The sequence below is a fragment of the Burkholderia sp. WP42 genome (assembly GCF_000745665.1).
GTDB lineage: Bacteria > Pseudomonadota > Gammaproteobacteria > Burkholderiales > Burkholderiaceae > Burkholderia > Burkholderia vietnamiensis.
The window spans coordinates 56,511-79,493 of sequence record NZ_JQJT01000024.1 but is presented as its reverse complement, the minus strand read 5'-3'; the positions used below and the strand labels follow the sequence as shown (position 1 = coordinate 79,493).

The following is a 22,983-nucleotide window of genomic DNA, read 5'->3' as shown; positions in this document are numbered from 1 at the left end:
GCATTTCGGTTACAATGCACGCCTCGCGTGGAAGCGTGGCCGAGCGGTTTAAGGCACCGGTCTTGAAAACCGGCGACGGGAAACTGTCCGTGAGTTCGAATCTCACCGCTTCCGCCAGGAAATTCGCCAAACCCCGTCCATTCATCGAATGACGGGGTTTTTGTTTGTCCGCGGCGTTTGCGCGCGCAGCGCCGCAACGCGCCGACGCGCGCCGCCGGATGCCGTTACAATCCGGCGCTCCGAACCGCGAAACGGGACACCCACGTCATGAAACCCTTCATCGCCTCCTCGCTCGTCGCGCTGCTGGCCACGGTCGGCACGCATGCGGCGGCTGCCGATTCCGCCTCCGACGCCGACGCGCAAACGCCGTCGTGCGCGATCGCGTACGTGAAAGGCGTCGGCGGCTCGCCGCGCAGCCTGCGCGAATATCTGGCGAGCCCGACGCCGTACAACTACCTGAAGGAAAACGAGCTGCAGTGCAAGGTGTCGGACGACGGGCGCGCATCGAACTGCACCGGCGTGACCTACATCCGCAACGAGCAGGTCAGCGTGTACGACGATTCCGACCCGGCGACGCTGACCGTCGTCGCCCCGGTGGAGCTCGATCACGGCCAGAAATATCCGGTGATCCTCGTCATTCAGCGCAAGGACGCGCGCTGCGCCCGTTGAGCGGCGCTGCCGCGGGATCGTGGCGGGTGTGAGAACGACTGCGGGCCGCTTCGTGCAGCGAAGGCCCACTACACGCAACACTGACGACCCGCGCCGCCATCGCCTAGAATTCGATCAGCACGGCGACACGACCGCCGCCGCGACTCGCTGCCGCCCGCACCATCCCCGCGCGCGGCACACGGAGACCGCCATGACCGAACTGTCGACCGCGACCGATCACGTCGATTACGAAGGCTTCGAAATTCATGTCGTGCCCGGCCTCGCGCCCGGCAGCGACGCGCGTTATACCTACACCGGCTATGTGTGCCATCCGGGCGTGAATCCCGCCCTGCCCGATCATGCGGTGGCGTTCCATGCCGACGGCGAAGAGAGCTTCGCGAGCCTCGACGAAGCGGTGCGCGAAGCCGTGCACATCGGTAAAAGCATCGTCGACGGCACACATCCGGATCTGTCCGTTCTGGCGCTCGTGACGCACGGCTACTGAACGCGTTCGGCCGTGGCTGCATCCGCCGCGTCGAATCGCGACGTGGCCCCGGCGCCGCACCGGTTGCCGTTATCCGCGCATCGCGACGGCGCGTTTCGCGCGCTATGCGTTTCCCCGGATAACACGCCGCGCGCGGACGCCTATCATTTTTGTATCGTCACCCTCCGGCACTTCCCCATGCGCTCCGTTCTCCGCCCGTGCGCCAGCCGGCGGCGTATTGCCGTGCTCGTCGCCATCCCGCTGCTCGCCGCCTGCACGATCACGCCGCCGCCGTCGCTGCACTCGGTGCTGACGATCCCGTCGGTCGTGCGCAGCGCGAACCTCGACCAGTATCGCGTCGAAGTCGCGCGGTGCGTGGCCGACCACAACCCGTCGGGCGTGTCGCGCGGCACGCCGCAGGCGATGCTGCGCTCGCTCGTCGTCGTCGCATTCACCGTCGATCGCGGCGGCCGCGTCGTCAATGCTTCCGTCTATCGCAGCAACGGCGACAGCGAGGCCGAAGCCCTTGCGCTGGCGTCGCTGCGCCGCTCGGCGCCGCTGCCTCCTCCGCCGCCGAAACTGCTCGACGGCAACGGCCGGCTGGAGATACTGGAAGGCTGGCTCTTCAACGACGACGGCCGCTTCGCGCTGCAGAGCACCGCGTCCGCGCAGGCGCAATCGCTCGATTGAACCGTCGGCACTCCGCACTTACCGCTCCGCGGCCGCGCTCGCTATAATTTTTCGCCATTGCGCGGCCATCCCGCCGCGCACGCGTTCGCACGCCGCATCCGGCACGCGAGCCGATCACGCCGGCATCCGGCGGCGGCGGCCTATCCGTCTCCATCGTCGACCGGCGGGCGATACCCGCGCCACGACACGCGGCGCGCACCGCCACCGCGTCATCCGCTCGGCCGCGCCGGGCTGCGCCTGTTCGCGCTCGCCGCGGCCGAACACCCCAACGATAAAACGGAGACATCCATGTCCGCATTCCCCCCGGCCGTTGCACGCGCAACCGGCTCGGCCGGCGCCGTCAGCCATCGGCGCATCGTGTTCGCGAGCTTCATCGGCACCGCGATCGAGTTCTACGATTTCTACGTGTATGCGACGGCCGCGGCGCTCGTGATCGGGCCCGTGTTCTTCCCGCACGGCTCCGCGACCGCGCAGGCGCTGTCGGCATTCGTGACGTTCGGCATCGCGTTCATCGCCCGGCCGATCGGCTCGTTCCTGTTCGGTCACTTCGGCGACCGCATCGGCCGCAAGTCGACGCTGGTCGCGTCGCTGCTCGTGATGGGCATTTCGACCACCGCGATCGGCTTCGTGCCGGGCTACGACACGATCGGCACGCTCGCGCCGGTGCTGCTGTGCGTGCTGCGCTTCGGCCAGGGCATCGGCCTCGGCGGCGAATGGGGCGGCGCGGCGCTGCTCGCGACCGAACACGCGCCGCCCGGCAAGCGCGGCTGGTTCGGGATGTTTCCGCAACTGGGCCCGTCGGTCGGCTTCCTGATGTCGAACGGGCTGTTCTTCGCGCTCGCGCTGTCGCTGTCGGACGAACAGTTCCGCAGCTGGGGCTGGCGGATTCCGTTCCTGGTCAGTGCGGTGCTCGTCGCGGTGGGCCTGTACGTACGACTGAAGATCGCCGAGACGCCGGCCTTCCAGGCCGCGCTCGAGCGCGACGAACGCGTGCGCGTACCGGTCGCGACGCTGATCTCCCAACACTGGCAGCCGACGCTGCTCGGCGCGCTCGCGATGGTGGTCTGCTACACGCTGTTCTATATCTCGACGGTGTTCTCGCTGTCGTACGGCGTGTCGGCGCTGCATATCCCGCGCCAGAGCTTCCTCGGCCTGCTGTGCTTCGCCGTCGTGTTCATGGGGCTCGCGACGCCACTGTCGGCATGGGCGGCCGACCGCTTCGGGCGCAAGCCGGTGCTGGCCGCGGGCGCGATCGCCGCGCTGCTGTCCGGCTTCGCGATGGAGCCGCTGCTCGGCAGCGGCTCGATGCCGCTCGTCGCGCTGTTCCTGACGCTCGAGCTGTTCCTGATGGGCGTGACGTTCGCGCCGATGGGTGCGCTGCTGTCCGAGTTGTTCCCGACCAACGTCCGCTACACAGGCGCCGGCGTCGCGTACAACCTCGGCGGGATCCTCGGCGCGTCGATCGCGCCGTACATCGCGCAGCTGCTCGCCGCGCGCGGCGGCCTGTCTTGGGTCGGCGGCTATGTGTCGGTCGCGGCGGCGCTGAGCCTGATCGGCGTGCTGCTGATGCGCGAAACCCGCGACGCATCGCTCGTCTGACCTCCGGGACAGCCCCGGTTGTACGGCGCGCGGCGCTGCCTATACTCGGAGCCGGGCGCACCGCGCCCGGAACTTCTCCATCTCAAGGAGGCGCCGCGATGAACGTCCATCTGAACAACGCCGACCTCGTGCTGATACTCGCGCTCGCGCTCGGCAGCGCGCTGCTGCTCGCCGCGCGCTTTCGGCCGCAAAGCTGGCGCGGGCTGCTCGTCGAAGCGTTGCTGGCGAATCTGGCCGCGATCGCGGCGGTGGTGACGGTCGAAGCGTTGCTCGCGTGAAGCGCTCGCGCGCACAGCGGCGTCGATAGCCCCGTCAGGCCGTCAAGCGCACACGCCGCGCGCCATGCGCCGGGCCGACCGCATCGATCGCGTCGAGCACCTGCGCAACCGACGGCGGCGCACCGGGCTCGCCGATCGACAGCGCGTGCGGCGCGCCGCCGATGCCGCAATGGTGCCGCGACGTCGCGACGAAGATCATCACGGTCGGGCGCTTCAATGCGTGCGCCATATGCACGAAGCCGGTGTCGACGCCGACCACGAGCGTCGCCAGACCGATCGCCGCGCCCAGTTCGCGCACCGACATCGCGGGCAGCACGATCGCGCCGGGCGCCCGCGCGGCGATCTGCTGCGCGTCGTCGTGTTCGGCCGGCGATCCCCACGGCAGCAGGACCCGCACGCCGCGCGCGATCATCTGCGTGGCCAGCGCGGCCCAGTGATCGGCCGGCCATTGCTTGTCCGGATTGGACGTCGCATGAAACAGCAGCACGAACGGCGTGCCGTCGGTCAGCGCGGCCGGCAGGCGCGCGTCCTGCGGCGCGCCGATCCCGTGATCGGCGAGGCCTTCGGGGACATAGCCCAGCGCCTCGCCGGCGCTCACGCGCATCCCGTGCCACGCGTCGCAGTCCGGCCGCGGGCCGAAGCGATGCGAGTACGCGAAGCGGGCGCCCGTCTCGCCGAGATCCTGGGTCTGGTAGCCGACGCGGCGCGCCGCGCGCGCCAGCGCCGAGATGATCGCGCTCTTGTAGACGCCGTGCAGATCGATGGCCGCATCGTAGCGATGCGCGCGCAACGCGCCGATCGACGCGGAGATCGCCTTGAAGTCACCGCCGTTGCGCAGCTTCTTGAAACGCCGCAGCGGCGCGCACAGCACGTTGCTGACGCCGGGGTGCCAGCGCACGACTTCGGCGCAGGATTCGTCCACGGCCCAGTCGACCGCCACACCGGGGAACGCACGATGGAGGTCCGCGACGACAGGCAACGTCTGGACGACGTCGCCGAGCGAGGTCACTTTTACGATGAGGATGCGTTTCACTTTTCTTGTGGGGAATGGCCGGCCATTTCGCCATGCTAACGACGCTTGGCGACCCCACACATTACACCAAGATTACATTTGCAACAAAATGCGTCGTTTTCGTAAAGTTTTGTCAGGCGCCCATGGCATCCGAATCTTCCTATAATGCGCCTTTGCCCTGCCGGCCGACGCCGATGCAACGCTCAGAGCTTCCCGCCCCGCTTTCCCGTCTGTTTCCGCTCCTCACCCGACGCTCGCTGCGAATCTGGCGCCAGTTCGGCGTCTTCTGGCTCGGCGCCATCGCCGTCGGTCTCGCGGCCGTGCTGTACGCGCGGCTGATCGACTGGGGTTACGACACGTTCCGCACGATGCGCGAGCACGCCGCCTGGCTGCCGCTGCTGCTGACGCCGTCGATCGCCGCGGCGTCCGCGTGGATCACCCGCCGCTTCTTCCGCGGCGCCGAGGGCAGCGGGATTCCGCAAGTCATCGCGACGCTGCATGCGAGCCCGCGCGCATTCGGCTCGCGGCTGCTGACGCTGCGCATCCTGTTCGGCAAGGTGCTGGTCTCGTTCCTGGGGATCCTGGGCGGCTTCACGATCGGCCGCGAGGGCCCGACCGTGCAGGTCGGCGCCGCGCTGATGTTCAACCTGCGGCGCCTCTATCCGCGCTCGAACGCGCAAATCGAACGGCAACTGGTGCTCGCCGGCGCGGCGGCCGGCCTGTCCGCGGCGTTCAACACGCCGCTCGCCGGTATCGTGTTCGCGATCGAGGAACTCACGCGCAGCTTCTCCGCGCGCGCAAGCGGCGTGCTGATCACCGCGATCATCCTCGCCGGCGTCGTCGCGCTGGGCCTGAACGGCAACTACACGTACTTCGGCACGATCAACGCCGGCCAGCATTTCCCGAAGATGCTGGCGGTCGCCGTGCTCGTCACCGCGATCGTGACGGGCATCGCCGGCGGCCTGTTCAGCTGGCTGCTGCTCAACACCGGACGCTGGCTGCCCGCGCGCCTGCTCGTGCTGTATCGCGAGCGCCCGATCGCGTTCGCCGCGCTGTGCGGGTTCGTGATCGCCGTCGTGGGCATCGTGTCGGGCGGCACGACGTTCGGCAGCGGCTATGCCGAGGCACGCGGGCTGCTCGACGGCCACGAGCAGCTGTCGGTGTTCTATCCGTTTCTGAAGATGGTGTCGATGGTCGGGTCGTACCTGCCCGGCATCCCGGGCGGGATCTTCGCGCCGTCGCTGTCGATCGGCGCGGGGTTCGGCAACCTGCTGCACCTCGCGTTCGGCAACATGAGCCTGCCGATGCTGATCGCGCTCGCGATGGTCGGCTACCTCGCGGCGGTCACGCAATCGCCGATCACGTCGTTCGTGATCGTGATGGAGATGATCAATGGCCACGCGCTCGTGATTTCGCTGATGGCGACCGCGCTGGTGTCGAGCCGCATCGCGCGCTTCTTCGCCCCGCCGCTCTATGAAACGCTCGCGGAGCGCTATCTCGCGCCGCCGGCCGCCGCACCGTCCGCTACGGCACCGGCGGCGGCTGCCGCTGCGGCTGCGGCTGCGGCTACGGCCGCGAGCGGCGTCCCGGAGCCTCAGGATGCGCCCGCCGATCCGCTCGACACGCTGCGCGAAGAAGACGGCGACGCAGAGGTCGCGACGCAGGCGCAATCGCCGTCATCCGGATCGGCACCCGCGGCCGGCCACGACGCCACGCCCACCTCTGCGGCACGGCCCGATGCCGACTCGCCGGCGTCGACGGCGGCCGACCCGCGCGACCCTCAGTAGATCACCACCGGCGCGGGCCGATAGTAAATCGGCCGGGCCGGCACGACGATACAGCCGGCGAGCGCGATGGCGACGAGCGCAATCGCGATGGCGGTCCGTTTCATCGCAGCCCCCGGTCAGGCCCAGTGGCCGCGGGTCCAGAACCAGTTCGGCCCGCGCTGATCCCAGTGGCCGGGCACCCAGTGCATGCCGATACGCTCGGCTTCCCAGTGGCCGCCGATCCAGACGTAACGGCCATGCTCCCAGCGCCAGTGACCGCGCTCCCACACGTAGCCGACGCGCGCGTCCGGCACGACCTCGTAGCGAACCGGCGGCGGCGCGTTCGGCGCGACGACGACGATCTGCCCGGCCGGCATCGCGACCGGCTCCGCGACGACCATCCGGCCCGACGGCACCATCAGCGGCGCGCCGACGAGAATCTCGTCCGCGCGCGCGGCGAGCGGCGCGACGACGGCCGACAGGCCCGCGACGCACAAGGCCAGCGAAACGATACGGCGTTGAACAGTAGAGACAGCCATCACAACCTCCTGATTGACGAATGACGCGAGCGTATTCGTTCAATGCGGGAGGCCGGCGAGCGGCCGACAGGCGCCGTGTTACGGCGTGCCCGAAAGTGCAACAGGGCGTAAGACGCGCACGGCGGCGTGGCGCCGCCGTGCGGAGAGGGACCGAACAGCTCAGGCTTGCGGAATCTCGATCTTCACTTCGAGCACTTCGAGATCGTCCTGACGCTCGAGGCTCACGCGGATGTCGTCGTTCGAAATCTGCACGTACTTCGAAATGACCGCGACGAGTTCCTTCTGCAGCGCCGGCAGGTAATCGGCCGGCGGACGGCCGCCGACCCGCTCGTGCGCGATGATGAGCTGCAGGCGCTCCTTCGCGACCGACGCGGACTTCTTCTTCTCACCGAGGAGAAACGAAAGAATGGACATGGGCGGCCTCCGTTACTTGCTGCCGAAGAGGCGCTGCAGCAGGCCCGGCTTCTGGTAATCGGTGAAGCGCAGCGGCTTGTCCTCGCCGAGGAAGCGCGCGACGACGTCCTTGTACGCTTCGGCGACGTCGGTGCCGTCGATATGGACGGCCGGCAAGCCCTGGTTCGACGCGTGCAGCACGGCTTCCGACTCCGGCACCACGCCGATCAGCTTGATGCGCAGAATCTCGCTGATGTCCTCGAGCGACAGCATTTCGCCTTCGCTCACGCGCTTCGGGCTGTAGCGGGTGATCAGCAGATGCTCCTTGATCGGCTCCTTGCCTTCGGTCGCGCGTTTCGTCTTCGACGACAGGATGCCGAGGATGCGGTCCGAATCGCGCACCGACGACACTTCCGGGTTCGTGACGATCAGCGCTTCGTCGGCGAAGTACATCGCGTGCAGCGCACCGGCCTCGATACCGGCCGGCGAGTCACAGACGATGAATTCGAAGTCCATTGCGGCCAGGTCGTTCAGCACCTTCTCAACGCCGTCACGCGTGAGCGCATCCTTGTCGCGCGTCTGCGACGCCGGCAGGATGAACAGGTTCTCGCACTTCTTGTCCTTGATCAGCGCCTGGTTCAGGTTCGCTTCGCCCTGGATCACGTTCACGAGGTCGTACACGACGCGACGCTCGCAGCCCATGATGAGATCGAGGTTGCGCAGGCCGACGTCGAAGTCGATCACGGCCGTCTTGTGGCCGCGCAGCGCAAGGCCGGACGCGAAGCTGGCGCTCGTCGTCGTCTTGCCCACGCCGCCCTTGCCCGAAGTCACCACGATGATTTTTGCCATTTACCCAATACCCTGTGTTCGTCAATGAGAGCCGATCGATCCGGAGCGCAGCGCGTGAATCACGTCAGGCGCAGCGGTTCGATCATCAGTTTTTCCTCTTCGAGCCGGATCTGCACCGCTTTACCCAGTATGTCGGCGGGCAACGGGTTCTCGGTGGTTCGATAGATACCCGCGATCGAAATCAGTTCCGGCTCCAGACACGTGCAGAAAATGCGCGCATCGTGGTTGCCGTGCACGCCCGCGAGTGCGCGGCCGCGCAACGGCGCGTAGATGTGGATGTTGCCTTCCGCGATGATCTCGGCGCCGTGGCTGACCGGCGCGAGCACCACGAGGTCCCCTTTCGCGTAAATCTGCTGCCCCGACCGCAGCGGCCGGTCGATCACCAGCGTCTGCGCACCCGCCGCGGGCGCGCTCGGCGCGGCCTCCGGCGCCGGTTCCGCTGCCGCCGCGGCGACAGGCGGCTCGGCCTCGTCGGCCGGCTCCGGCTTCGCCGTGGCCCCGCGGCGATCGCGCGCCTCGAGCAACGGCAGGCCGGCTTCGGCCGCCCACGCCTGCGACGCCTGCGCGACGACACCCACCGGACGCATCCGCACGTCGTTCAGCATCTGGCGGATGTCCGAGAGAGCGACGCGTTCGCCCTCCGCCAGGCGGCGGACGTCGATCGCGACGACGTCGTCGGCGAAAAATTCGGGAGTCGCTTCGAAGCGCTTGACCAGTTCGGCACGCAACGCATCGAGATCGGTCGTCTTCACGGTGAACAGCAACGTATCGACCGATCCGCTGCGCAGCTCGAAGAATGGCGATTTTTTAAGCGACATGGACACTCTGCAAAAATTTTTTGCGTATTTTACAGGCGTCCAAGCGGCCGGCCATTATTTTTGGGCGACCTGGCAAGCGGTATCGCAAGGCGCGCGCGACCAGCGCGCGGACAGCGGGACGCGTACACGGGCCTTCGTCGCTCGGCGCGGGCCCGCACCGGCGCGCGTCACGGCGTATCGATGTGGGATACGAACAACGACTTCATCGCGCCGGGCATCCGCGCGACCGGCGCGTGCTCGCCCGTGTTGCCGAAGCCGGCGCGCTCGTAGAAACGGATCGCGTCGCGGTTCGCATCGGCAATCCATGCGTAGATGTCCCGCGCGCCGCGCTCGGCCAGCCAGCCGGTGGCCGTTTCGAGCAGCAGCACGCCGCCGCGCAGGTGGCGCACCGCGTGAGCGACCCACAGTTCGCTGACGAACGCGCGCCGCTCGGGCGTATTGTCGAAATACGCGCCGATCATGCCGGCCGGATGGCCTTCGGTGTACAGCAGGAAAGTCGTCGACTCGTCGGACGCGGCGCGCAACGCGGCAATGGCCGCCGCCGCGTCGGCGTCGACGCTCAGCAATTCGGCCTCCGGCGCTTCGCCCGGCGCGTAGGGCTCACGAAGCGACGCGGCGCGGAGTTCGCGATACACGCTGCCTTGGTCGGCAGCGATACGACGAACAGTCAAGGTCGAACTCATGCAGGCACAGCCCCCTTCGGACAGCAAGCTACTAGCTTCAACCGAAAGCGGGGCATGAGTCAAATCGTTATTTTCAAACGGCCGCGCCGATCGAGAGTCGGCGCGCAACGCAAGCGCGTGCGGGCCGCCGCCGCTGTGCACGTGCAGCATGCTGCCGTCGGTCGGTGAACCGTCACGACGAGCGCGTCCGGCCTTCGGACCGTGCGCCTCGCTCGGCTTGTCACTCGGGCATTCGAGCAATCGACGTCCGATGCGGAGACGTCGAAACCGTCAGCGTCCGGCATCCGCACATGCGAAAACGCGGCGCGCGCCGTCCTCGTCGCGCGATCGATATTGCGACGCAACATTCGTTGCAGCGTCGGTCGTCGGCTGTCGCACAGGCTTCGGGCATGCATTCATCTGATCAGAACGCGGGCCGCGCGGGCAGATCGCGCCGCGCGGTGCCCGTTTCAATCGCCCGGCGTCGCCGCCCGCCCGCGAGCCCCACATGCGGTCCGCCGTTTGGAGTTTCGCGCCTAGCGCCGGAGTTTGGAAAGCGGCCGCGCCCGTCGTATAACTGGCACAGCCGGACGATCGATCCGGTGCCGCGCCTGCCTCACGCCGCATCGCGGACCACCACGACGAAATGACACGAGCGGCCGTCGCGCTTGCAGGCGCAGCCGGCCCCCAATGGAGGGAGACGATGGCAACGACCGACGGACCGGCCTCGGGCTGGTCGGATGGCAAGCGTTATCTGTGGCTGCTCGGCGCGGTGACGATCACGCTGCCGATCCTCGCGGCGCAACTCGCACTGTCGACCGGCGTGCACGTGTTCTGGTGGTTCGGCCCGCTGTTCGCCTTCGGCGTGATCCCGATCCTCGACACGCTGATCGGCGACGACCGCGACAATCCGCCCGAAGCCGTGGTGCCGCAGCTCGAACGGTCGCGCTACTACCGCTGGATCGTCTACCTGGCGACGCTGGTCGAATACGTCGCCTTCTTCATGTGCGTGCGGATCGTCGGCACGCATGCGCTCGCGTGGTACGACTACGTCGGCTTCGCGCTGTCGCTCGGTGCCGCCACCGGCATCTCGATCAACACCGCGCACGAGCTCGGGCACAAGACCAACCGGTTCGAGCGCTGGCTCGCCAAAATCACGCTCGCGCCGGTCGCGTACGGACACTTCTTCGTCGAACACAACCGCGGCCATCACGTGCGCGTCGCGACGGCCGAGGATCCCGCCAGCGCCCGCTTCGGCGAGTCGTTCTGGGCGTTCCTGCCGCGCACGGTTGCCGGCAGCATCCGTTCGGCGTGGCGGCTCGAGAAGGCACGCCTCGAACGGCTCGGCCGCTCGCCGTGGACCTGGCGCAACGAGGTGCTGCACGCGTGGGCGATGACCGTCGTCGTGTGGGGCATCGCGATCGCGATGGCCGGCCCGGTCGTGATCCCGTTCCTCGTGATCCAGGCGGCGTACGGCGCGTCGCTGCTCGAAGTCGTCAACTACGTCGAGCACTACGGGCTCGGCCGCCGCAAGCTGCCGAGCGGCCGCTACGAGCGCTGCACGCCGCAGCATTCGTGGAACAGCAATCACGTCGTCACGAACCTGTTCCTGTACCAGCTGCAGCGCCACGCCGACCATCACGCGAATCCGACGCGCTCCTATCAGGCGCTGCGCCATTTCGACGACTCGCCGCAGCTGCCGGCCGGCTACGCGACGATGATCCTGTTCGCCTATGTGCCGCCGCTCTGGTATCGCGTGATGAACCCGCGCGTGGTCGCACATTACGGCGGCGACATGGCGCAGTCGAACATCAAGCCGTCGATCCGCGAACGCGTGCTCGCGCAGTATCCGGCCGCGACCTGACGCGGGCCTAGGCGGTCGCGGCCGCGCCGCTCAAGCGGCCTGCGGCAGCCTGAATACGGCTACCGCGCGCCGCAGCGCGTTCGCCTGCTCGGCGAGCGCCTGGGTCGCGGCCGAGGCCTGCTCGACCAGCGCCGCGTTGCGCTGCGTCGCTTCGTCCATCTGCGCGACGGCGACGTTCACCTGCTGGATGCCGGCGCTCTGCTCCTGCGATGCCGACGAGATCTCGCCGACGATCGTGGTCACGCGCTCGACCGCGCCGACGATCTCGCGGATCGAGTCGCCCGCGCGGCCGATCAGCACCGCGCCCTGATCGACGCGCTGCGTCGATTGCTCGATGAGCCCCTTGATCTCCTTCGCGGCGGACGCGCTGCGCTGCGCGAGCGAGCGCACCTCTGACGCGACGACCGCGAACCCGCGCCCCTGCTCGCCGGCCCGCGCCGCCTCGACGGCCGCATTCAGCGCGAGGATGTTGGTCTGGAACGCGATGCCGTCGATCACGGCGATGATCTCGCCGACCTTCGCCGAACTCGCGGCGATGCCGTCCATCGTCTGGACGGCGTCGGTCATCACGCCGCCGCCCGCCGACGCGACCTCGGACGCGTCGCGCGCCAGTTGCGCCGCATACTGCGCGTGCTCAGCCGATTTACCGACGATGCCGGTCAGCTCGGTCATGCTGGCCGCGGTTTCCTCGAGCGACGCGGCCTGCGACTCGGTACGCGACGACAGGTCGTGATTGCCCGAGGCGATCTCCGCGCTCGCGGTCGCGACCGCTTCGGCGTGCGTGCGCACTTCGTGCACGACCTCCGACAGGCTCGCCTGCATCGTCTGCAACGCGCGCAGCAGATCGGCGATCTCGTCGCGGCCGGCCGCGTCGACCGTACGCGTGAGGTCGCCGCCGGCCACCGCCTGCGCACAGGCGACCGCGCGATCGAGCGGCCGCAAGATCGCGCGACTGAACAGGAAGGCGCCGATCATCGCGATGCCGAGCACGATCAGCATCAGCACGACGCTCGTCACGCTCGCGTAGCTCGCATCGCGGCTCGCCTGCGCGGACACCGCCGCGCTCTGCTCGGCGATCACCTTCGCCGCGCGTTCGAGCAACGCGGCGGGCGTCCGGTCGACGCCGGCGACCGCCGCGTCGCCGGCGGAAGGCTCGAAGCCCGCGGCCTTGAATGCGTCGAAGCCGCGGCGATAACCGTCGCCCATCGCCGCATGCGCGCGCGTGAACTGCTCGACGAGCGCTCTGCTGTCGCCGGGCGGCAGCTGCTTGACGAGCTGCGCGGCGAGCGTATCGACGGTGCGCTCGCGCGTCTCGAACGCGTGCCAGTATTTGTCGAGCATCTCCGGCTGCTTGCCGCGCAGCAGCGTGTCCTTCCATTCCTGGACCTGCAGCTTGAATTCAATGAGCGTCGCCGACACGAGCCGCTCGTTGGCGACCTGCGTCTGGACGTCGTTGGCGAACGTGTCGATCGAGCGATTGAGAATGCGGATGCCGTACAGCGCGCCGCCGAACATCAGCAGCAGCGCAACGGCGAATGCGAGAGGAATCTTGTAACTGAGCTTCATGGGGCCTTGAATCGGAAGACAGCGACGACGCGGAAAACGCGCGTTGCTGACTTCTGTTAACGGCGTAAGGGGCCGGGGCTGAAGCGGCGAAGCCGCGGGGATGGGCGGTGCTGGCGACGTTGCGGAGCGGAATGCCTGCCGGCGCGCATGCGGGGCATCGAAGGCATCGACACCGCTTCCGTTCGCGATCGCACGGACAAAACGAAAAACCCCGTGATCCTTTCGAATCACGGGGCTTCGTATTTTGGCGGAGAGGGTGGGATTCGAACCCACGGTACGGGGAAACCGTACGCCTGATTTCGAGTCAGGTACATTCGACCACTCTGCCACCTCTCCTTCCTTGCTGCATTTCGCGGTTGGTCGTTTCCGCGAGAAAAAGATTATAAGACGATCGCTTCGCGGCTGACAAGCCCTTTCTGAAAATTTTTTACGAGGGCTTCGCAAGACCCGCGTTACGACGCCTGCACCGGTGCGTCGATCCGCTCCATGCCACCCATGTACGGACGCAGCACTTCCGGCACCGTGACCGAGCCGTCCGCGTTCTGGTAGTTCTCCAGCACCGCGACGAGCGTGCGACCGACCGCCAGACCCGAACCGTTCAGCGTATGCACGAGTTCCGGCTTGCCCTGCGCGTTGCGGAACCGCGCCTGCATCCGGCGCGCCTGGAACGCCTCGGTGTTCGAGCAGCTCGAGATCTCGCGATAGGTGTTCTGCGCGGGCAACCATACCTCGAGGTCGAACGTCTTCGCCGCCGAGAAGCCCATGTCGCCCGTGCACAACGTGATCACGCGGTACGGCAGGCCGAGCTTCTGCAGGATCGCTTCCGCATGGCCGACCATCTCGTCGAGCGCAGCGTACGACGTGTCGGGCGCGACGACCTGCACCATCTCGACCTTGTCGAACTGGTGCTGGCGAATCATGCCGCGCGTGTCGCGGCCATACGAGCCGGCTTCCGAGCGGAAGCACGGCGAATGCGCGGTCAGCTTGATCGGCAACGCCGACGCATCGACGATCGACTCGCGCACGGTGTTCGTCAGCGAGATCTCGGACGTGGAGATCAGGTACTGCGTGATCGTGTTTTCGGCGCCGCCCTTCTCGACGCGGAACATGTCGTCCGCGAATTTCGGCAACTGGCCGGTGCCGTACAGGATCTCGGGATTCACGATGTACGGCGTGTACGTCTCGCTGTAGCCGTGCAGCTGCGTGTGCGTGTCGAGCATGAACTGCGCGAGCGCGCGGTGCAGGCGCGCGATCGGCCCGCGCAGCATCGTGAAGCGCGCGCCGGCGAGCTTCGCGCCGGTTTCGAAATCGAGGCCGAGCGGCGTGCCGACGTCGACGTGATCCTTCACGTCGAAATCGAACTGGCGCGGCGTGCCCCAGCGACGCAGCTCGACGTTGTCGGCCTCATCCTTGCCGACCGGCACGCTTTCGTGCGCGATGTTCGGCATGCCCAGCATCAGGTCGGACAGGCGCGACTGGATCTCGCCGAGCTTCACCTCCGACGCCTTCATCTCGTCGCCGATGCCGCCGACTTCGGCCATCACGGCCGACGTGTCCTCGCCCTTCCCCTTCATCGCGCCGATCTGCTTCGACAGGCTGTTGCGGCGCGCCTGGAGCTCTTCGGTACGGGTCTGGATCGCACGGCGTTCCGCTTCGAGGGCGGAGAACGCGGCGACGTCGAGGGTGTAGCCGCGATCGGCGAGGCGCTTCGCGACGCCGTCGAGGTCTTTGCGCAGCAACTGGATGTCGAGCATGGGAGGACTTGGAAAATCGTTGTGTAAGACGCGAATTCTAACGCACCGCGGCGGCGCCACGGCATCGGCCAGACGGACAGTGCCGCAAATAGCCGGCCGCGTGGCAGTATCGGATCCGGCGGCGCACCCGCGTCTGTGCCGCGCCGGCCGCACGCGACGTCGCCGGCAACGCGTGCACCCGCACCACCCTCAACGGAGCAACCCGATGGCCATCGAGCTGGACAAGGACGTACGCGAGCGCGCGATCGCATCGCTGCAACGCTATTTCACCGAAAACATGGACGAGCCGATCGGCAACATCCAGGCCGGTGCGCTGCTGCACTTCTTCGTCGAGGAGATCGCGCCGGCGATCTACAACCTCGCGATCGCGGACGCGCAGGAGCGGCTGCACGCACGCGTCGCCGAACTCGACATCGAATGCCACGCGGAGCCGTTCGAATACTGGAACAAGCAGCCGGGCCGCAGGCGCTGATGTGCCGAGGCCCGTCGCGGCCGGCCGCTCAATCCTTCTTGCCGGCGTCGCGATCGAGCTCGCGCAGCCATGCGAGCTTCTCGGCGATCTTCGATTCGAGCCCGCGCGGCACCGGCTTGTACCAGTGCGGTTCGCGCATGCCGTCCGGCAGATAGGTCTCGCCGGCCGCATACGCGTTCGGCTCGTCGTGCGCGTAGCGATACGCATGGCCGTAGCCGAGCTCCTTCATCAGCTTGGTCGGCGCATTGCGCAAGTGCACGGGCACCTCGCGCGACTTGTCCTGCTTGACGAACGCCATCGCCTGGTTGAACGCGTTGTAGCCCGCATTGCTCTTCGCCGCGCACGCGAGATAGATCACCGCCTGCCCGAGCGCCAGTTCGCCTTCCGGCGAGCCGAGCCGTTCGTAGGTTTCGGCCGCATCGTTCGCGATCTGCAGCGCGCGCGGGTCGGCCAGGCCGATGTCTTCCCATGCCATCCGCACGATGCGCCGCGCGAGATATTTGGGATCGGCGCCGCCGTCGATCATCCGGCAGAACCAGTACAGCGCACCGTCCGGGCTCGAACCGCGCACCGACTTGTGCAACGCCGAGATCTGGTCGTAGAAATTGTCGCCGCCCTTGTCGAAGCGGCGCGCGTTCAGCGTCATCGCGCTGCTGACGAAATCGGCGTCGATCGTCGTGACGCGCGCGGACGACGCGGCCGTCTGCGCCTGCTCGAGCAGGTTCAGGAAGCGCCGCGCGTCGCCGTCCGCATAGCCGATCAGCGTATCGACCGCCTTGTCGTCGAACGCGAGGCCGTCGAGCGCAATTTGCTGCGCGCGCTCGAGCAGCTGACGCATCTCGTCGTCGTCGAGCGACTTCAGCACGTACACCTGCGCGCGCGACAGCAGCGCCGAGTTGACCTCGAAGCTCGGATTCTCGGTGGTCGCGCCGATGAAGGTCACGAGCCCCGACTCGACGAACGGCAGCAATGCATCCTGCTGCCCCTTGTTGAAGCGGTGGATTTCGTCGACGAACAGGATCGTGTGGCGGCCGGTGCGATTCAGCGTGTCCTTCGCCTGCTCCATCGCCTCGCGGATGTCCTTCACGCCGCCGAGCACCGCGGACAGCGCGATGAACTCGCAGTCGAACGCGAGCGCGGTGAGGCGCGCGAGCGTCGTCTTGCCGACGCCCGGCGGCCCCCACAGGATCATCGAATGCGGCTTGCCGGATTCGAAGGCGAGCCGCAGCGGCTTGCCTTCGCCCAAGAGATGCGTCTGGCCGATCACTTCGGCGAGCGTCTTCGGCCGCAGCGCCTCGGCGAGCGGTCGGCGCGGCTCGACTTGAAACAGGTCGGACATGAACCCTCGCTCCAGATCAAACGGTGGCGGCCGAGACGGCCGCCGGACCCGCCATTATGACAGCCGCACGACCGGCGGCGGTGCACGCCGCCGCAAGCGCGGCGCGCCAAAACAGCACGGGCCCGCCGTCGCCGGCAGGCCCGTGCAGCGAAACGGCGCGATGCCGGTCAGCCGTTGATCACGTCCGCGCCCTTCGGCACGACGAACTTGAACGTATCGCTCTTCAGCGGCGGGTTCGTCTGGATGTTGGTGAACGTGAGCAGCGTCACGTTGCCGAACACGTCGTGCAGCTCCATCGCGGCGAGCGTGCCGTTGCGAAAGCCGATGCCGATCCGCTGGAACTGCGTGTCCTGCGCCTTCGGCAGCATCTCGAGCCAGTCGATGCCGCCCTTCTCGCCCGCGTCGCGCAGCGTGTAGTTCTTGTCGAGATCGTTGCTGCCGAACAGGATCGCGGCCGGGCTCGCGCCCAGTGCGCCGTTCAGCTTGCGCTCGGTCACCTGGTTCAGGTCGCGGTCGTACACGTAAAGCTTGTCGCCGTCGGCCTGCAGCACCTGCTGATACGGCTTCTGATAAGTCCAGATGAATTTGCCGGGGCGCGCGAACACGAACGTGCCGCTCGAGTTGTCGTTCGGCTTCGGCGCGACCTGTGCGGCGCTCGCGCCCTTGGCCGGCGCCTTGACGATCTGCTGCGTGAAATCGCCCCGCGCCGAGCGCACCTGCGACACGAAGGCCTTCAGTTGTTCGGTGCCGCCCGCGAACGCGTGCGTCGCCGCGAGCATCAGCGATGCGCCGGCGAGCGCCGCGCCGAGCCAGCGCCGCGTCGAACGAAGGGAAGGAACGAACGAATGTTGCTGCATGATCCGGTTTTCTCCGTGGGTGGCCGGCGCCTCGGGCGCCGCGGACTCATTCCGCGTCGCGCGCCGGCACAAGAATTTCGCGGTTGCCGCTCGACGACATCGCCGACACGAGCCCCGACTGTTCCATTTGTTCGAGCAGCCGCGCCGCGCGGTTATAGCCGATCCGCAGATGACGCTGCACGAGCGAGATCGACGCGCGGCGGTTCTTGATGACGATCTCGACCGCCTGGTCGTACAGCGGATCAGACTCGCCGCCGCCTTCGCCGGTTCCCGCGCCGGCCGAACCTTCGTCGCCGTCGACGGTGCCGCCTTCGAGCAGACCTTCGACGTAGTTCGGCTCGCCGTGCTCCTTGAGCTTCTCGACGACGCGATGCACCTCGTCATCGGCGACGAACGCACCGTGCACGCGCACCGGCAGCCCGCTGCCGGGCGGCAGGTACAGCATGTCGCCCATCCCGAGCAGCGATTCGGCGCCCATCTGGTCGAGAATCGTGCGCGAGTCGATCTTCGACGACACCTGGAACGCGATGCGCGTCGGTACGTTCGCCTTGATCAGCCCGGTGATCACGTCGACCGACGGACGCTGCGTCGCGAGGATCAGATGAATGCCGGCCGCGCGCGCCTTCTGCGCGATCCGCGCGATCAGCTCCTCGACCTTCTTGCCGACGACCATCATCAGGTCGGCCAGCTCGTCGATCACGACGACGATGTTCGGCAGCCGGCCGAGCGGTTCCGGCTCGTCCGGCGTCAGGCTGAACGGGTTCGGAATCTTCTCCTCGCGCTTGGCGGCCTCGTCGATCTTGTTGTTGTAGCCGGCCAGGTTGCGCACGCCGAGCTTGCTCATCAGCTTGTAGCGGCGCTCCATCTCCGCGACCGTCCAGTTCAGCGCGTGGCCGGCCTGGCGCATGTCGGTCACGACCGGACACAGCAGATGCGGAATGCCTTCGTAGACGCTCATTTCGAGCATCTTCGGATCGATCAGGATCAGGCGCACCTGCTCGGCCGTCGCCTTGTACAGCAGCGACAGGATCATCGCGTTGATCCCCACCGACTTGCCGGAGCCCGTCGTGCCGGCGACCAGCAGGTGCGGCATCTTCGCGAGATCGGCGCACACCGGCTTGCCGCCGATGTCCTTGCCGAGGCTCAGCGTCAGCGCCGACGACGCGGCCGCATAGACCTCGGAGCCGATGATCTCCGACAGATGGACCGTCTGACGGCGCTGGTTCGGCAGCTCGAGCGCCATGTAGTTCTTGCCGGGGATCGTCTCGACCACGCGGATCGACACGAGCGACAGCGAGCGCGCGAGGTCCTTCGCGAGATTCACGATCTGGCTGCCCTTCACGCCGGTGGCCGGCTCGATCTCGTAGCGCGTGACGACCGGGCCCGGATAGGCGGCGACGACGCTCGCCTCGACGCCGAAGTCCTTCAGCTTCTTCTCGATCAGGCGCGACGTGAATTCGAGCGTGTCGGCGGAAATGGCTTCCTGCGCCTTCGGCGCGGGATCGAGCAGCGACACCGGCGGCAGCGTCGAATCGCCGGGCAGGTCGGTGAACAGCGGCACCTGGCGCTCGCGCTCGACGCGCTCGGACTTCGCCGGCGTGACGACCGGCGGCACGATCGTCACGGGCTCGTGATCCTCGATCCGCACGCGCTCCTCCTCGACCTTGCCTTCGCGGCGCACGGCCGCGGCCTCGCCGAGCCGGCGGTCGCGCTCGGCCTCGCGGCGCAGCTTCGCGACGTTGACGGCGGACAGGATCGCCCCGCCGACGCGCTCGGCGACCGACAGCCACGAGAAGCGGAAATACAGCGACAGCCCGATCGCCAGCAGGACCAGCAGCAGCAGCGTGCCGCCGGTGAAGCCGAATGCATGCGACATCGCGCCGGCCACCGCCTCGCCGATCACACCGCCCGGCGCGCGCGGCAACTGCACCTTCAGCGACCACATCCGCAACGCCTCGATGCCGTCGCACGCGAGCACGACGAGCACGAACGCGAAGATCTCGGTGAGCCAGCCGATCGGCCGCTCGGGCTCGTCGACGACGGCCTCGTGACGCGTGATGCGCCGGTAGTTGACCGCGATGCGCCGCCCGAGCGGCACGATCAGCCAGTAGGCCGACAGGCCGAACAGCAGCAGGATGATGTCGGCCGTCCACGCGCCGACGCGCCCGGCCCAGTTCGAGATGTGATCGACCTGCGCGGCATGCGTCCAGCTCGGATCGCGCCGGCTGTAGCTCAGCAGGGCCATCACCAGAAAAGCGCAGAGCGCGACCTGGAGAATCCAGCGGATCTCCGTGAGGAGCTTCGACATCCGGTGCGGCAACGCCTGTGCCTGGGCGGAATAAGGAGCTTTTGCCATGAATCCGTATAAAGATGGCGGGCCGCGCGCCCGCCTGTCGTTCGTTCCCGCTTATTGTAAACGCTGCACTGCGCCGCCAAGTGTAAATGACGGTTACATCGCGCGAAGACCAACGCGCACTGAGGCGCCGCCTGCGCGCACGCCGAACGCCACGCGTGCATCGCATTCGCGCATGCGGCAACGCGCCGCGACAGGCGGCCGGGCAGCCGCCTGCGCCGCGCTCCCCCGCTCCTGCCGGCCGCCGCGTGCTTGGCCCGGTACGTGCCGCCGCCACACGCTATCGCCGCGATTGAAACTCTCGTTCGGCAGTGCCGCAACGGGGCCTTTATAATGCGCGTCTGATACCCATCTATGACGGCATACCGGTCAACCCAGACCGTCCGGCGAGCCTTGTCCCGCACGCCGCGGCCGCCTTTTACGGATTCGCACATGTCCACGCCCAAACACGCCAAAGTCCTGATTCTCGGTTCCGGCCCTGCCGGCTACACGGCTGCCGTCTACGCGGCACGCGCCAACCTGTCTCCGGTGCTGATCACCGGCATCGCGCAGGGCGGCCAGCTGATGACGACGACCGACGTCGAAAACTGGCCGGCGGATGCGAAGGGCGTGCAAGGTCCGGAACTGATGGCGCGCTTCCAGGAGCACGCCGAGCGCTTCAACACCGAGATCGTGTTCGACCACATCCACACCGCGAAGCTGCACGAGAAGCCGATCCGGCTGGTCGGCGACGCGGGCGAATACACGTGCGACGCGCTGATCATCGCGACCGGCGCATCGGCGCAGTATCTCGGCCTGCCGTCCGAGGAAGCGTTCATGGGCAAGGGCGTGTCGGCCTGCGCGACCTGCGACGGCTTCTTCTATCGCAACCAGGAGGTCGCGGTGATCGGCGGCGGCAACACGGCCGTCGAAGAAGCGCTGTACCTGACGGGCATCGCGAAGAAGGTCACGGTGATCCACCGCCGCGACAAGTTCCGCGCGGAGCCGATCCTGATCGACCGGCTGCTGGAGAAGGAAAAGGAAGGCGTCGTCGACATCAAGTGGGATCACGTGCTCGACGAGGTGACCGGCGAGGAGTCGGGCGTCACGGGCCTGCGCATCAAGAACGTGAAGACCGGCGCGACGCAGGACCTGACCGTGCAGGGTGTGTTCGTCGCGATCGGCCACAAGCCGAACACCGACCTGTTCCAGGGCCAGCTCGAGATGAAGGACGGCTACATCCTGACGAAGAGCGGCCTGCAGGGCAACGCGACGTCGACCAGCGTGCCGGGCGTGTTCGCCGCGGGCGACGTGCAGGACAACGTCTACCGCCAGGCGATCACCAGCGCCGGCACCGGCTGCATGGCCGCGCTCGACGCGCAGCGCTACCTCGAAACCCTGCACGACAAGAAGTAAGCGCGAGAAACGAGCCGCGGGCCCCGCGGCAGCACGGCGCTACAATGACGTTCGCTGCCGCCGAGCGGGCTCGACCGAACAACCGCTGCCGTCGCGCAGCGGTTTTTTTGTGCCCGCGCGCCCGAACGCGCCTGCCCCGTTATCGAATCATGGCGAAGAACCAGCCCCACCCGAGCGATCCCGCGAAGCGGCAGATCGCCGCCCGCCCCGTGACCCCCGCGCCCGCCGCGCCGCCGCCCGCGCTCGACGCCGCCGCCTTGCGCGGCCAGGGCCTCGCCGGCCTCGGCGCCTTGCGCAAGTCGCTGCAAGGCGAAGCCGAACGGCGCGAACGCACGCGCGTCGAAGCCGCGAAGGCCACGCGCCAGGCGGAGGCCGACGCAAACCTGTTCCGCAATGAAATCGGCGCGATCCGGCCGCTGAACGCGCCGCCGCGCGCGAGCGCCGGCCGCACGCCGCCCGACCCGGTGCCGAAGCAGACGCAGCGCGACGAGGAAGCGGTGCTGAACGCGACGCTGTCGGACGAATTCGATCCCGAAACGCTGCTCGACAGCGACGAATCGCTGTACTACCACCGCCCCGGCATCAGCCGTGACGTGGTGCGCAAGCTGCGCAGCGGCGCATGGATCGTGCAGGCGCAGCTCGACCTGCACGGGATGCGGCGCGACGAGGCGCGCGACGCGCTCGCGGAATTCATCCGCGAAGCCGGCAAGAAGGGCTTGCGCTGCCTGCGCGTGATCCACGGCAAGGGGCTCGGCTCGATCGGCAAGGAGCCGGTGCTGAAGGGCAAGGTGCGCGCGTGGCTCGTGCAGAAGGAAGAAGTGATCGCGTTCTGCGAGGCGCGCGGTCACGACGGCGGCGCCGGCGCGGTGCTCGTGCTGCTGCAGCCGCCCGCGTCGCCGGCCGATCGGGGGCCGCGTGCCGCATCCTAGGCTCACGCTCGCGATCTCGATCCTCGAGGCGATCGCGACGCTGGCGTTTGCGATCTCCGGCTTCATCGAGGCGCGCAAGAACCGCCTCGACTCGGTCGGCACGTTCGTCGTCGCGCTCGCCACCGCGTTCGGCGGCGGCACGCTGCGCGACATCCTGCTCGAACGCCGGCCGTTCTACTGGGTCGTGCACGACGACTACGTGATCGCGATCTTCGTGCTCGCGCTGTTCGCGCCGTTCGTGCTGCGGATGCTGTCGCGGCTGTCGGCCGAGCGCCTGCTGCTCGTCGCCGACGCGATCGGGCTCGGCATCTTCAGCATCTCCGGCACCGCGATCGCGCTCGACGCCGAGATGCCGCGCTTCATCGCGGTGATGATGGGCGTGATCACCGGCGTGGTCGGCGGCATCGTGCGCGACGTGCTGTGCAACGACATCCCGCTGATCCTGCGCGATTCGCGCCCCTATGCGACCTGCGCGTTCGCCGGCTGCTGGTTCTATCTGCTGCTCGCATGGCTGCAGTACGACTCGGTGTACAGCGTGCTGCTCGCGACCGGCTTCATTCTCGTCGCGCGGCTGGCGACGTTCAAATTCGACGTGCGGCTGCCGCACTGACATCGTCGCGCCCCACCCTATGCCGTGCCGCGCCGGCGCCCGAAAACGAACGGGGCCGTCCATCGACGGCCCCGTTCCGTTTCATTCAGCGCATCAGCGCACGCGC

The 22,983-nt window shown here is 67.9% G+C and carries 22 protein-coding genes and 2 tRNA genes; 12 read left to right on the top strand and 12 right to left on the bottom strand.

Going from position 1 to position 22,983, the window contains the following annotated elements; genetic code table 11:
• Nucleotides 1-29: 29 nt before the first annotated feature.
• From EX20_RS16325 to EX20_RS16300, 6 genes are all read left to right on the top strand, one after another.
• Nucleotides 30-117 (top strand) — tRNA-Ser (locus tag EX20_RS16325).
• A 150-nt stretch (nucleotides 118-267) separates the two neighbouring features.
• Entirely contained in the window at nucleotides 268-669 is a 402-nt protein-coding gene (locus EX20_RS16320; protein ID WP_011883719.1) for a hypothetical protein, read from the top strand.
• Between the two features lie 190 nt (nucleotides 670-859).
• The gene (locus EX20_RS16315) at nucleotides 860-1,153 is read left to right on the top strand and encodes a hypothetical protein (RefSeq protein ID WP_011883717.1); all 294 of its coding nucleotides are present in this window, start codon (nucleotides 860-862) and stop codon (nucleotides 1,151-1,153) included.
• Nucleotides 1,154-1,330: 177 nt separating this feature from the next.
• Nucleotides 1,331-1,822, top strand: coding sequence for an energy transducer TonB family protein (locus EX20_RS16310; RefSeq protein WP_011883716.1), 492 nt, complete (start codon nucleotides 1,331-1,333; stop codon nucleotides 1,820-1,822).
• A gap of 288 nt (nucleotides 1,823-2,110) precedes the next feature.
• Nucleotides 2,111-3,421, top strand: coding sequence for an MFS transporter (locus EX20_RS16305; RefSeq protein ID WP_034194148.1), 1,311 nt, complete (start codon nucleotides 2,111-2,113; stop codon nucleotides 3,419-3,421).
• Nucleotides 3,422-3,519: 98 nt separating this feature from the next.
• The gene (locus tag EX20_RS16300; protein WP_011883712.1) at nucleotides 3,520-3,699 is read left to right on the top strand and encodes a hypothetical protein; all 180 of its coding nucleotides are present in this window, start codon (nucleotides 3,520-3,522) and stop codon (nucleotides 3,697-3,699) included.
• Nucleotides 3,700-3,733: 34 nt separating this feature from the next.
• On the opposite strand, the gene waaC is transcribed toward EX20_RS16300, so the two are convergent.
• On the bottom strand, nucleotides 3,734-4,732 hold the full coding sequence (gene waaC, locus EX20_RS16295) for a lipopolysaccharide heptosyltransferase I (protein ID WP_034194118.1): 999 nt from the start codon (nucleotides 4,730-4,732) through the stop codon (nucleotides 3,734-3,736).
• A gap of 173 nt (nucleotides 4,733-4,905) precedes the next feature.
• On the opposite strand from waaC, the gene EX20_RS16290 reads away from it, so the two are divergent.
• Nucleotides 4,906-6,498: a chloride channel protein gene (locus EX20_RS16290; protein WP_034194117.1), complete on the top strand. Its 1,593-nt coding sequence runs from the start codon at nucleotides 4,906-4,908 to the stop codon at nucleotides 6,496-6,498.
• A 116-nt stretch (nucleotides 6,499-6,614) separates the two neighbouring features.
• Here the strand turns inward: EX20_RS16290 and EX20_RS16280 are convergent, their stop codons facing one another.
• The 5 genes from EX20_RS16280 to EX20_RS16260 all read right to left on the bottom strand — a co-directional run bounded on the left by EX20_RS16280 (nucleotide 6,615) and on the right by EX20_RS16260 (nucleotide 9,822).
• The gene (locus EX20_RS16280; protein ID WP_034194115.1) at nucleotides 6,615-7,016 is read right to left on the bottom strand and encodes a YXWGXW repeat-containing protein; all 402 of its coding nucleotides are present in this window, start codon (nucleotides 7,014-7,016) and stop codon (nucleotides 6,615-6,617) included.
• Between the two features lie 159 nt (nucleotides 7,017-7,175).
• Nucleotides 7,176-7,430 carry a cell division topological specificity factor MinE gene (minE, locus tag EX20_RS16275; protein WP_006400798.1) on the bottom strand — a complete coding sequence of 85 codons (255 nt, stop codon included), beginning with the start codon at nucleotides 7,428-7,430 and terminating at the stop codon, nucleotides 7,176-7,178.
• A gap of 12 nt (nucleotides 7,431-7,442) precedes the next feature.
• Nucleotides 7,443-8,258, bottom strand: a complete 816-nt coding sequence (minD, locus tag EX20_RS16270; protein ID WP_011883701.1) for a septum site-determining protein MinD — start codon at nucleotides 8,256-8,258, stop codon at nucleotides 7,443-7,445.
• 59 nt (nucleotides 8,259-8,317) lie between these two features.
• On the bottom strand, nucleotides 8,318-9,076 hold the full coding sequence (gene minC, locus EX20_RS16265; protein WP_034194114.1) for a septum site-determining protein MinC: 759 nt from the start codon (nucleotides 9,074-9,076) through the stop codon (nucleotides 8,318-8,320).
• Between the two features lie 167 nt (nucleotides 9,077-9,243).
• Nucleotides 9,244-9,822, bottom strand: a complete 579-nt coding sequence (locus EX20_RS16260; protein WP_105857048.1) for a GNAT family N-acetyltransferase — start codon at nucleotides 9,820-9,822, stop codon at nucleotides 9,244-9,246.
• A gap of 619 nt (nucleotides 9,823-10,441) precedes the next feature.
• On the opposite strand from EX20_RS16260, the gene EX20_RS16255 reads away from it, so the two are divergent.
• On the top strand, nucleotides 10,442-11,602 hold the full coding sequence (locus tag EX20_RS16255; RefSeq protein WP_034194113.1) for an alkane 1-monooxygenase: 1,161 nt from the start codon (nucleotides 10,442-10,444) through the stop codon (nucleotides 11,600-11,602).
• 30 nt (nucleotides 11,603-11,632) lie between these two features.
• Here the strand turns inward: EX20_RS16255 and EX20_RS16250 are convergent, their stop codons facing one another.
• The 3 genes from EX20_RS16250 to serS form a co-directional block, all read right to left on the bottom strand.
• Nucleotides 11,633-13,168, bottom strand: coding sequence for a methyl-accepting chemotaxis protein (locus EX20_RS16250; protein ID WP_014722637.1), 1,536 nt, complete (start codon nucleotides 13,166-13,168; stop codon nucleotides 11,633-11,635).
• 245 nt (nucleotides 13,169-13,413) lie between these two features.
• Nucleotides 13,414-13,504: transfer RNA gene (locus EX20_RS16245), tRNA-Ser, on the bottom strand.
• A 116-nt stretch (nucleotides 13,505-13,620) separates the two neighbouring features.
• Complete coding sequence (serS, locus tag EX20_RS16240; RefSeq protein ID WP_011883693.1) at nucleotides 13,621-14,922, bottom strand: serine--tRNA ligase; 1,302 nt, start codon at nucleotides 14,920-14,922, stop codon at nucleotides 13,621-13,623.
• 205 nt (nucleotides 14,923-15,127) lie between these two features.
• Between serS and EX20_RS16235 the strand changes: the two genes are divergently transcribed.
• Entirely contained in the window at nucleotides 15,128-15,394 is a 267-nt protein-coding gene (locus EX20_RS16235) for a DUF2164 domain-containing protein (protein ID WP_011883691.1), read from the top strand.
• Nucleotides 15,395-15,422: 28 nt separating this feature from the next.
• Here EX20_RS16235 and EX20_RS16230 read toward each other — a convergent pair whose 3' ends face one another.
• The 3 genes from EX20_RS16230 to EX20_RS16220 all read right to left on the bottom strand — a co-directional run bounded on the left by EX20_RS16230 (nucleotide 15,423) and on the right by EX20_RS16220 (nucleotide 19,946).
• Complete coding sequence (locus tag EX20_RS16230; RefSeq protein ID WP_011883689.1) at nucleotides 15,423-16,733, bottom strand: replication-associated recombination protein A; 1,311 nt, start codon at nucleotides 16,731-16,733, stop codon at nucleotides 15,423-15,425.
• 167 nt (nucleotides 16,734-16,900) lie between these two features.
• Nucleotides 16,901-17,590, bottom strand: a complete 690-nt coding sequence (gene lolA / locus EX20_RS16225; RefSeq protein WP_011883687.1) for an outer membrane lipoprotein chaperone LolA — start codon at nucleotides 17,588-17,590, stop codon at nucleotides 16,901-16,903.
• Between the two features lie 46 nt (nucleotides 17,591-17,636).
• Entirely contained in the window at nucleotides 17,637-19,946 is a 2,310-nt protein-coding gene (locus EX20_RS16220) for a DNA translocase FtsK (protein WP_034194112.1), read from the bottom strand.
• A 429-nt stretch (nucleotides 19,947-20,375) separates the two neighbouring features.
• On the opposite strand from EX20_RS16220, the gene trxB reads away from it, so the two are divergent.
• The 3 genes from trxB (at nucleotide 20,376) to EX20_RS16205 (ending at nucleotide 22,877) form a co-directional block, all read left to right on the top strand.
• The gene (gene trxB, locus EX20_RS16215) at nucleotides 20,376-21,338 is read left to right on the top strand and encodes a thioredoxin-disulfide reductase (protein WP_014722632.1); all 963 of its coding nucleotides are present in this window, start codon (nucleotides 20,376-20,378) and stop codon (nucleotides 21,336-21,338) included.
• Nucleotides 21,339-21,487: 149 nt separating this feature from the next.
• Nucleotides 21,488-22,267 carry a Smr/MutS family protein gene (locus EX20_RS16210; protein WP_014722631.1) on the top strand — a complete coding sequence of 260 codons (780 nt, stop codon included), beginning with the start codon at nucleotides 21,488-21,490 and terminating at the stop codon, nucleotides 22,265-22,267.
• Nucleotides 22,254-22,877, top strand: coding sequence for a trimeric intracellular cation channel family protein (locus EX20_RS16205; RefSeq protein WP_011883680.1), 624 nt, complete (start codon nucleotides 22,254-22,256; stop codon nucleotides 22,875-22,877). Before EX20_RS16210 ends, EX20_RS16205 begins: the two co-directional genes overlap by 14 nt.
• The last annotated feature ends 106 nt before the right edge of the window (nucleotides 22,878-22,983 follow it).

Bases quoted from the DNA above. Each gene is read 5' to 3' on its own strand.
- EX20_RS16320 (WP_011883719.1), top strand. From the start codon at position 268: ATGAAACCCTTCATCGCCTCCTCGCTCGTCGCGCTGCTGGCCACGGTC.
- EX20_RS16315 (WP_011883717.1), top strand. From the start codon at position 860: ATGACCGAACTGTCGACCGCGACCGATCACGTCGATTACGAAGGCTTC.
- EX20_RS16310 (WP_011883716.1), top strand. From the start codon at position 1,331: ATGCGCTCCGTTCTCCGCCCGTGCGCCAGCCGGCGGCGTATTGCCGTG.
- EX20_RS16305 (WP_034194148.1), top strand. From the start codon at position 2,111: ATGTCCGCATTCCCCCCGGCCGTTGCACGCGCAACCGGCTCGGCCGGC.
- EX20_RS16300 (WP_011883712.1), top strand. From the start codon at position 3,520: ATGAACGTCCATCTGAACAACGCCGACCTCGTGCTGATACTCGCGCTC.
- EX20_RS16290 (WP_034194117.1), top strand. From the start codon at position 4,906: ATGCAACGCTCAGAGCTTCCCGCCCCGCTTTCCCGTCTGTTTCCGCTC.
- EX20_RS16280 (WP_034194115.1), bottom strand. From the start codon at position 7,016: ATGGCTGTCTCTACTGTTCAACGCCGTATCGTTTCGCTGGCCTTGTGC.
- minE (WP_006400798.1), bottom strand. From the start codon at position 7,430: ATGTCCATTCTTTCGTTTCTCCTCGGTGAGAAGAAGAAGTCCGCGTCG.
- minD (WP_011883701.1), bottom strand. From the start codon at position 8,258: ATGGCAAAAATCATCGTGGTGACTTCGGGCAAGGGCGGCGTGGGCAAG.
- minC (WP_034194114.1), bottom strand. From the start codon at position 9,076: ATGTCGCTTAAAAAATCGCCATTCTTCGAGCTGCGCAGCGGATCGGTC.
- EX20_RS16255 (WP_034194113.1), top strand. From the start codon at position 10,442: ATGGCAACGACCGACGGACCGGCCTCGGGCTGGTCGGATGGCAAGCGT.
- EX20_RS16250 (WP_014722637.1), bottom strand. From the start codon at position 13,168: ATGAAGCTCAGTTACAAGATTCCTCTCGCATTCGCCGTTGCGCTGCTG.
- serS (WP_011883693.1), bottom strand. From the start codon at position 14,922: ATGCTCGACATCCAGTTGCTGCGCAAAGACCTCGACGGCGTCGCGAAG.
- EX20_RS16235 (WP_011883691.1), top strand. From the start codon at position 15,128: ATGGCCATCGAGCTGGACAAGGACGTACGCGAGCGCGCGATCGCATCG.
- EX20_RS16230 (WP_011883689.1), bottom strand. From the start codon at position 16,733: ATGTCCGACCTGTTTCAAGTCGAGCCGCGCCGACCGCTCGCCGAGGCG.
- lolA (WP_011883687.1), bottom strand. From the start codon at position 17,590: ATGCAGCAACATTCGTTCGTTCCTTCCCTTCGTTCGACGCGGCGCTGG.
- EX20_RS16220 (WP_034194112.1), bottom strand. From the start codon at position 19,946: ATGGCAAAAGCTCCTTATTCCGCCCAGGCACAGGCGTTGCCGCACCGG.
- trxB (WP_014722632.1), top strand. From the start codon at position 20,376: ATGTCCACGCCCAAACACGCCAAAGTCCTGATTCTCGGTTCCGGCCCT.
- EX20_RS16210 (WP_014722631.1), top strand. From the start codon at position 21,488: ATGGCGAAGAACCAGCCCCACCCGAGCGATCCCGCGAAGCGGCAGATC.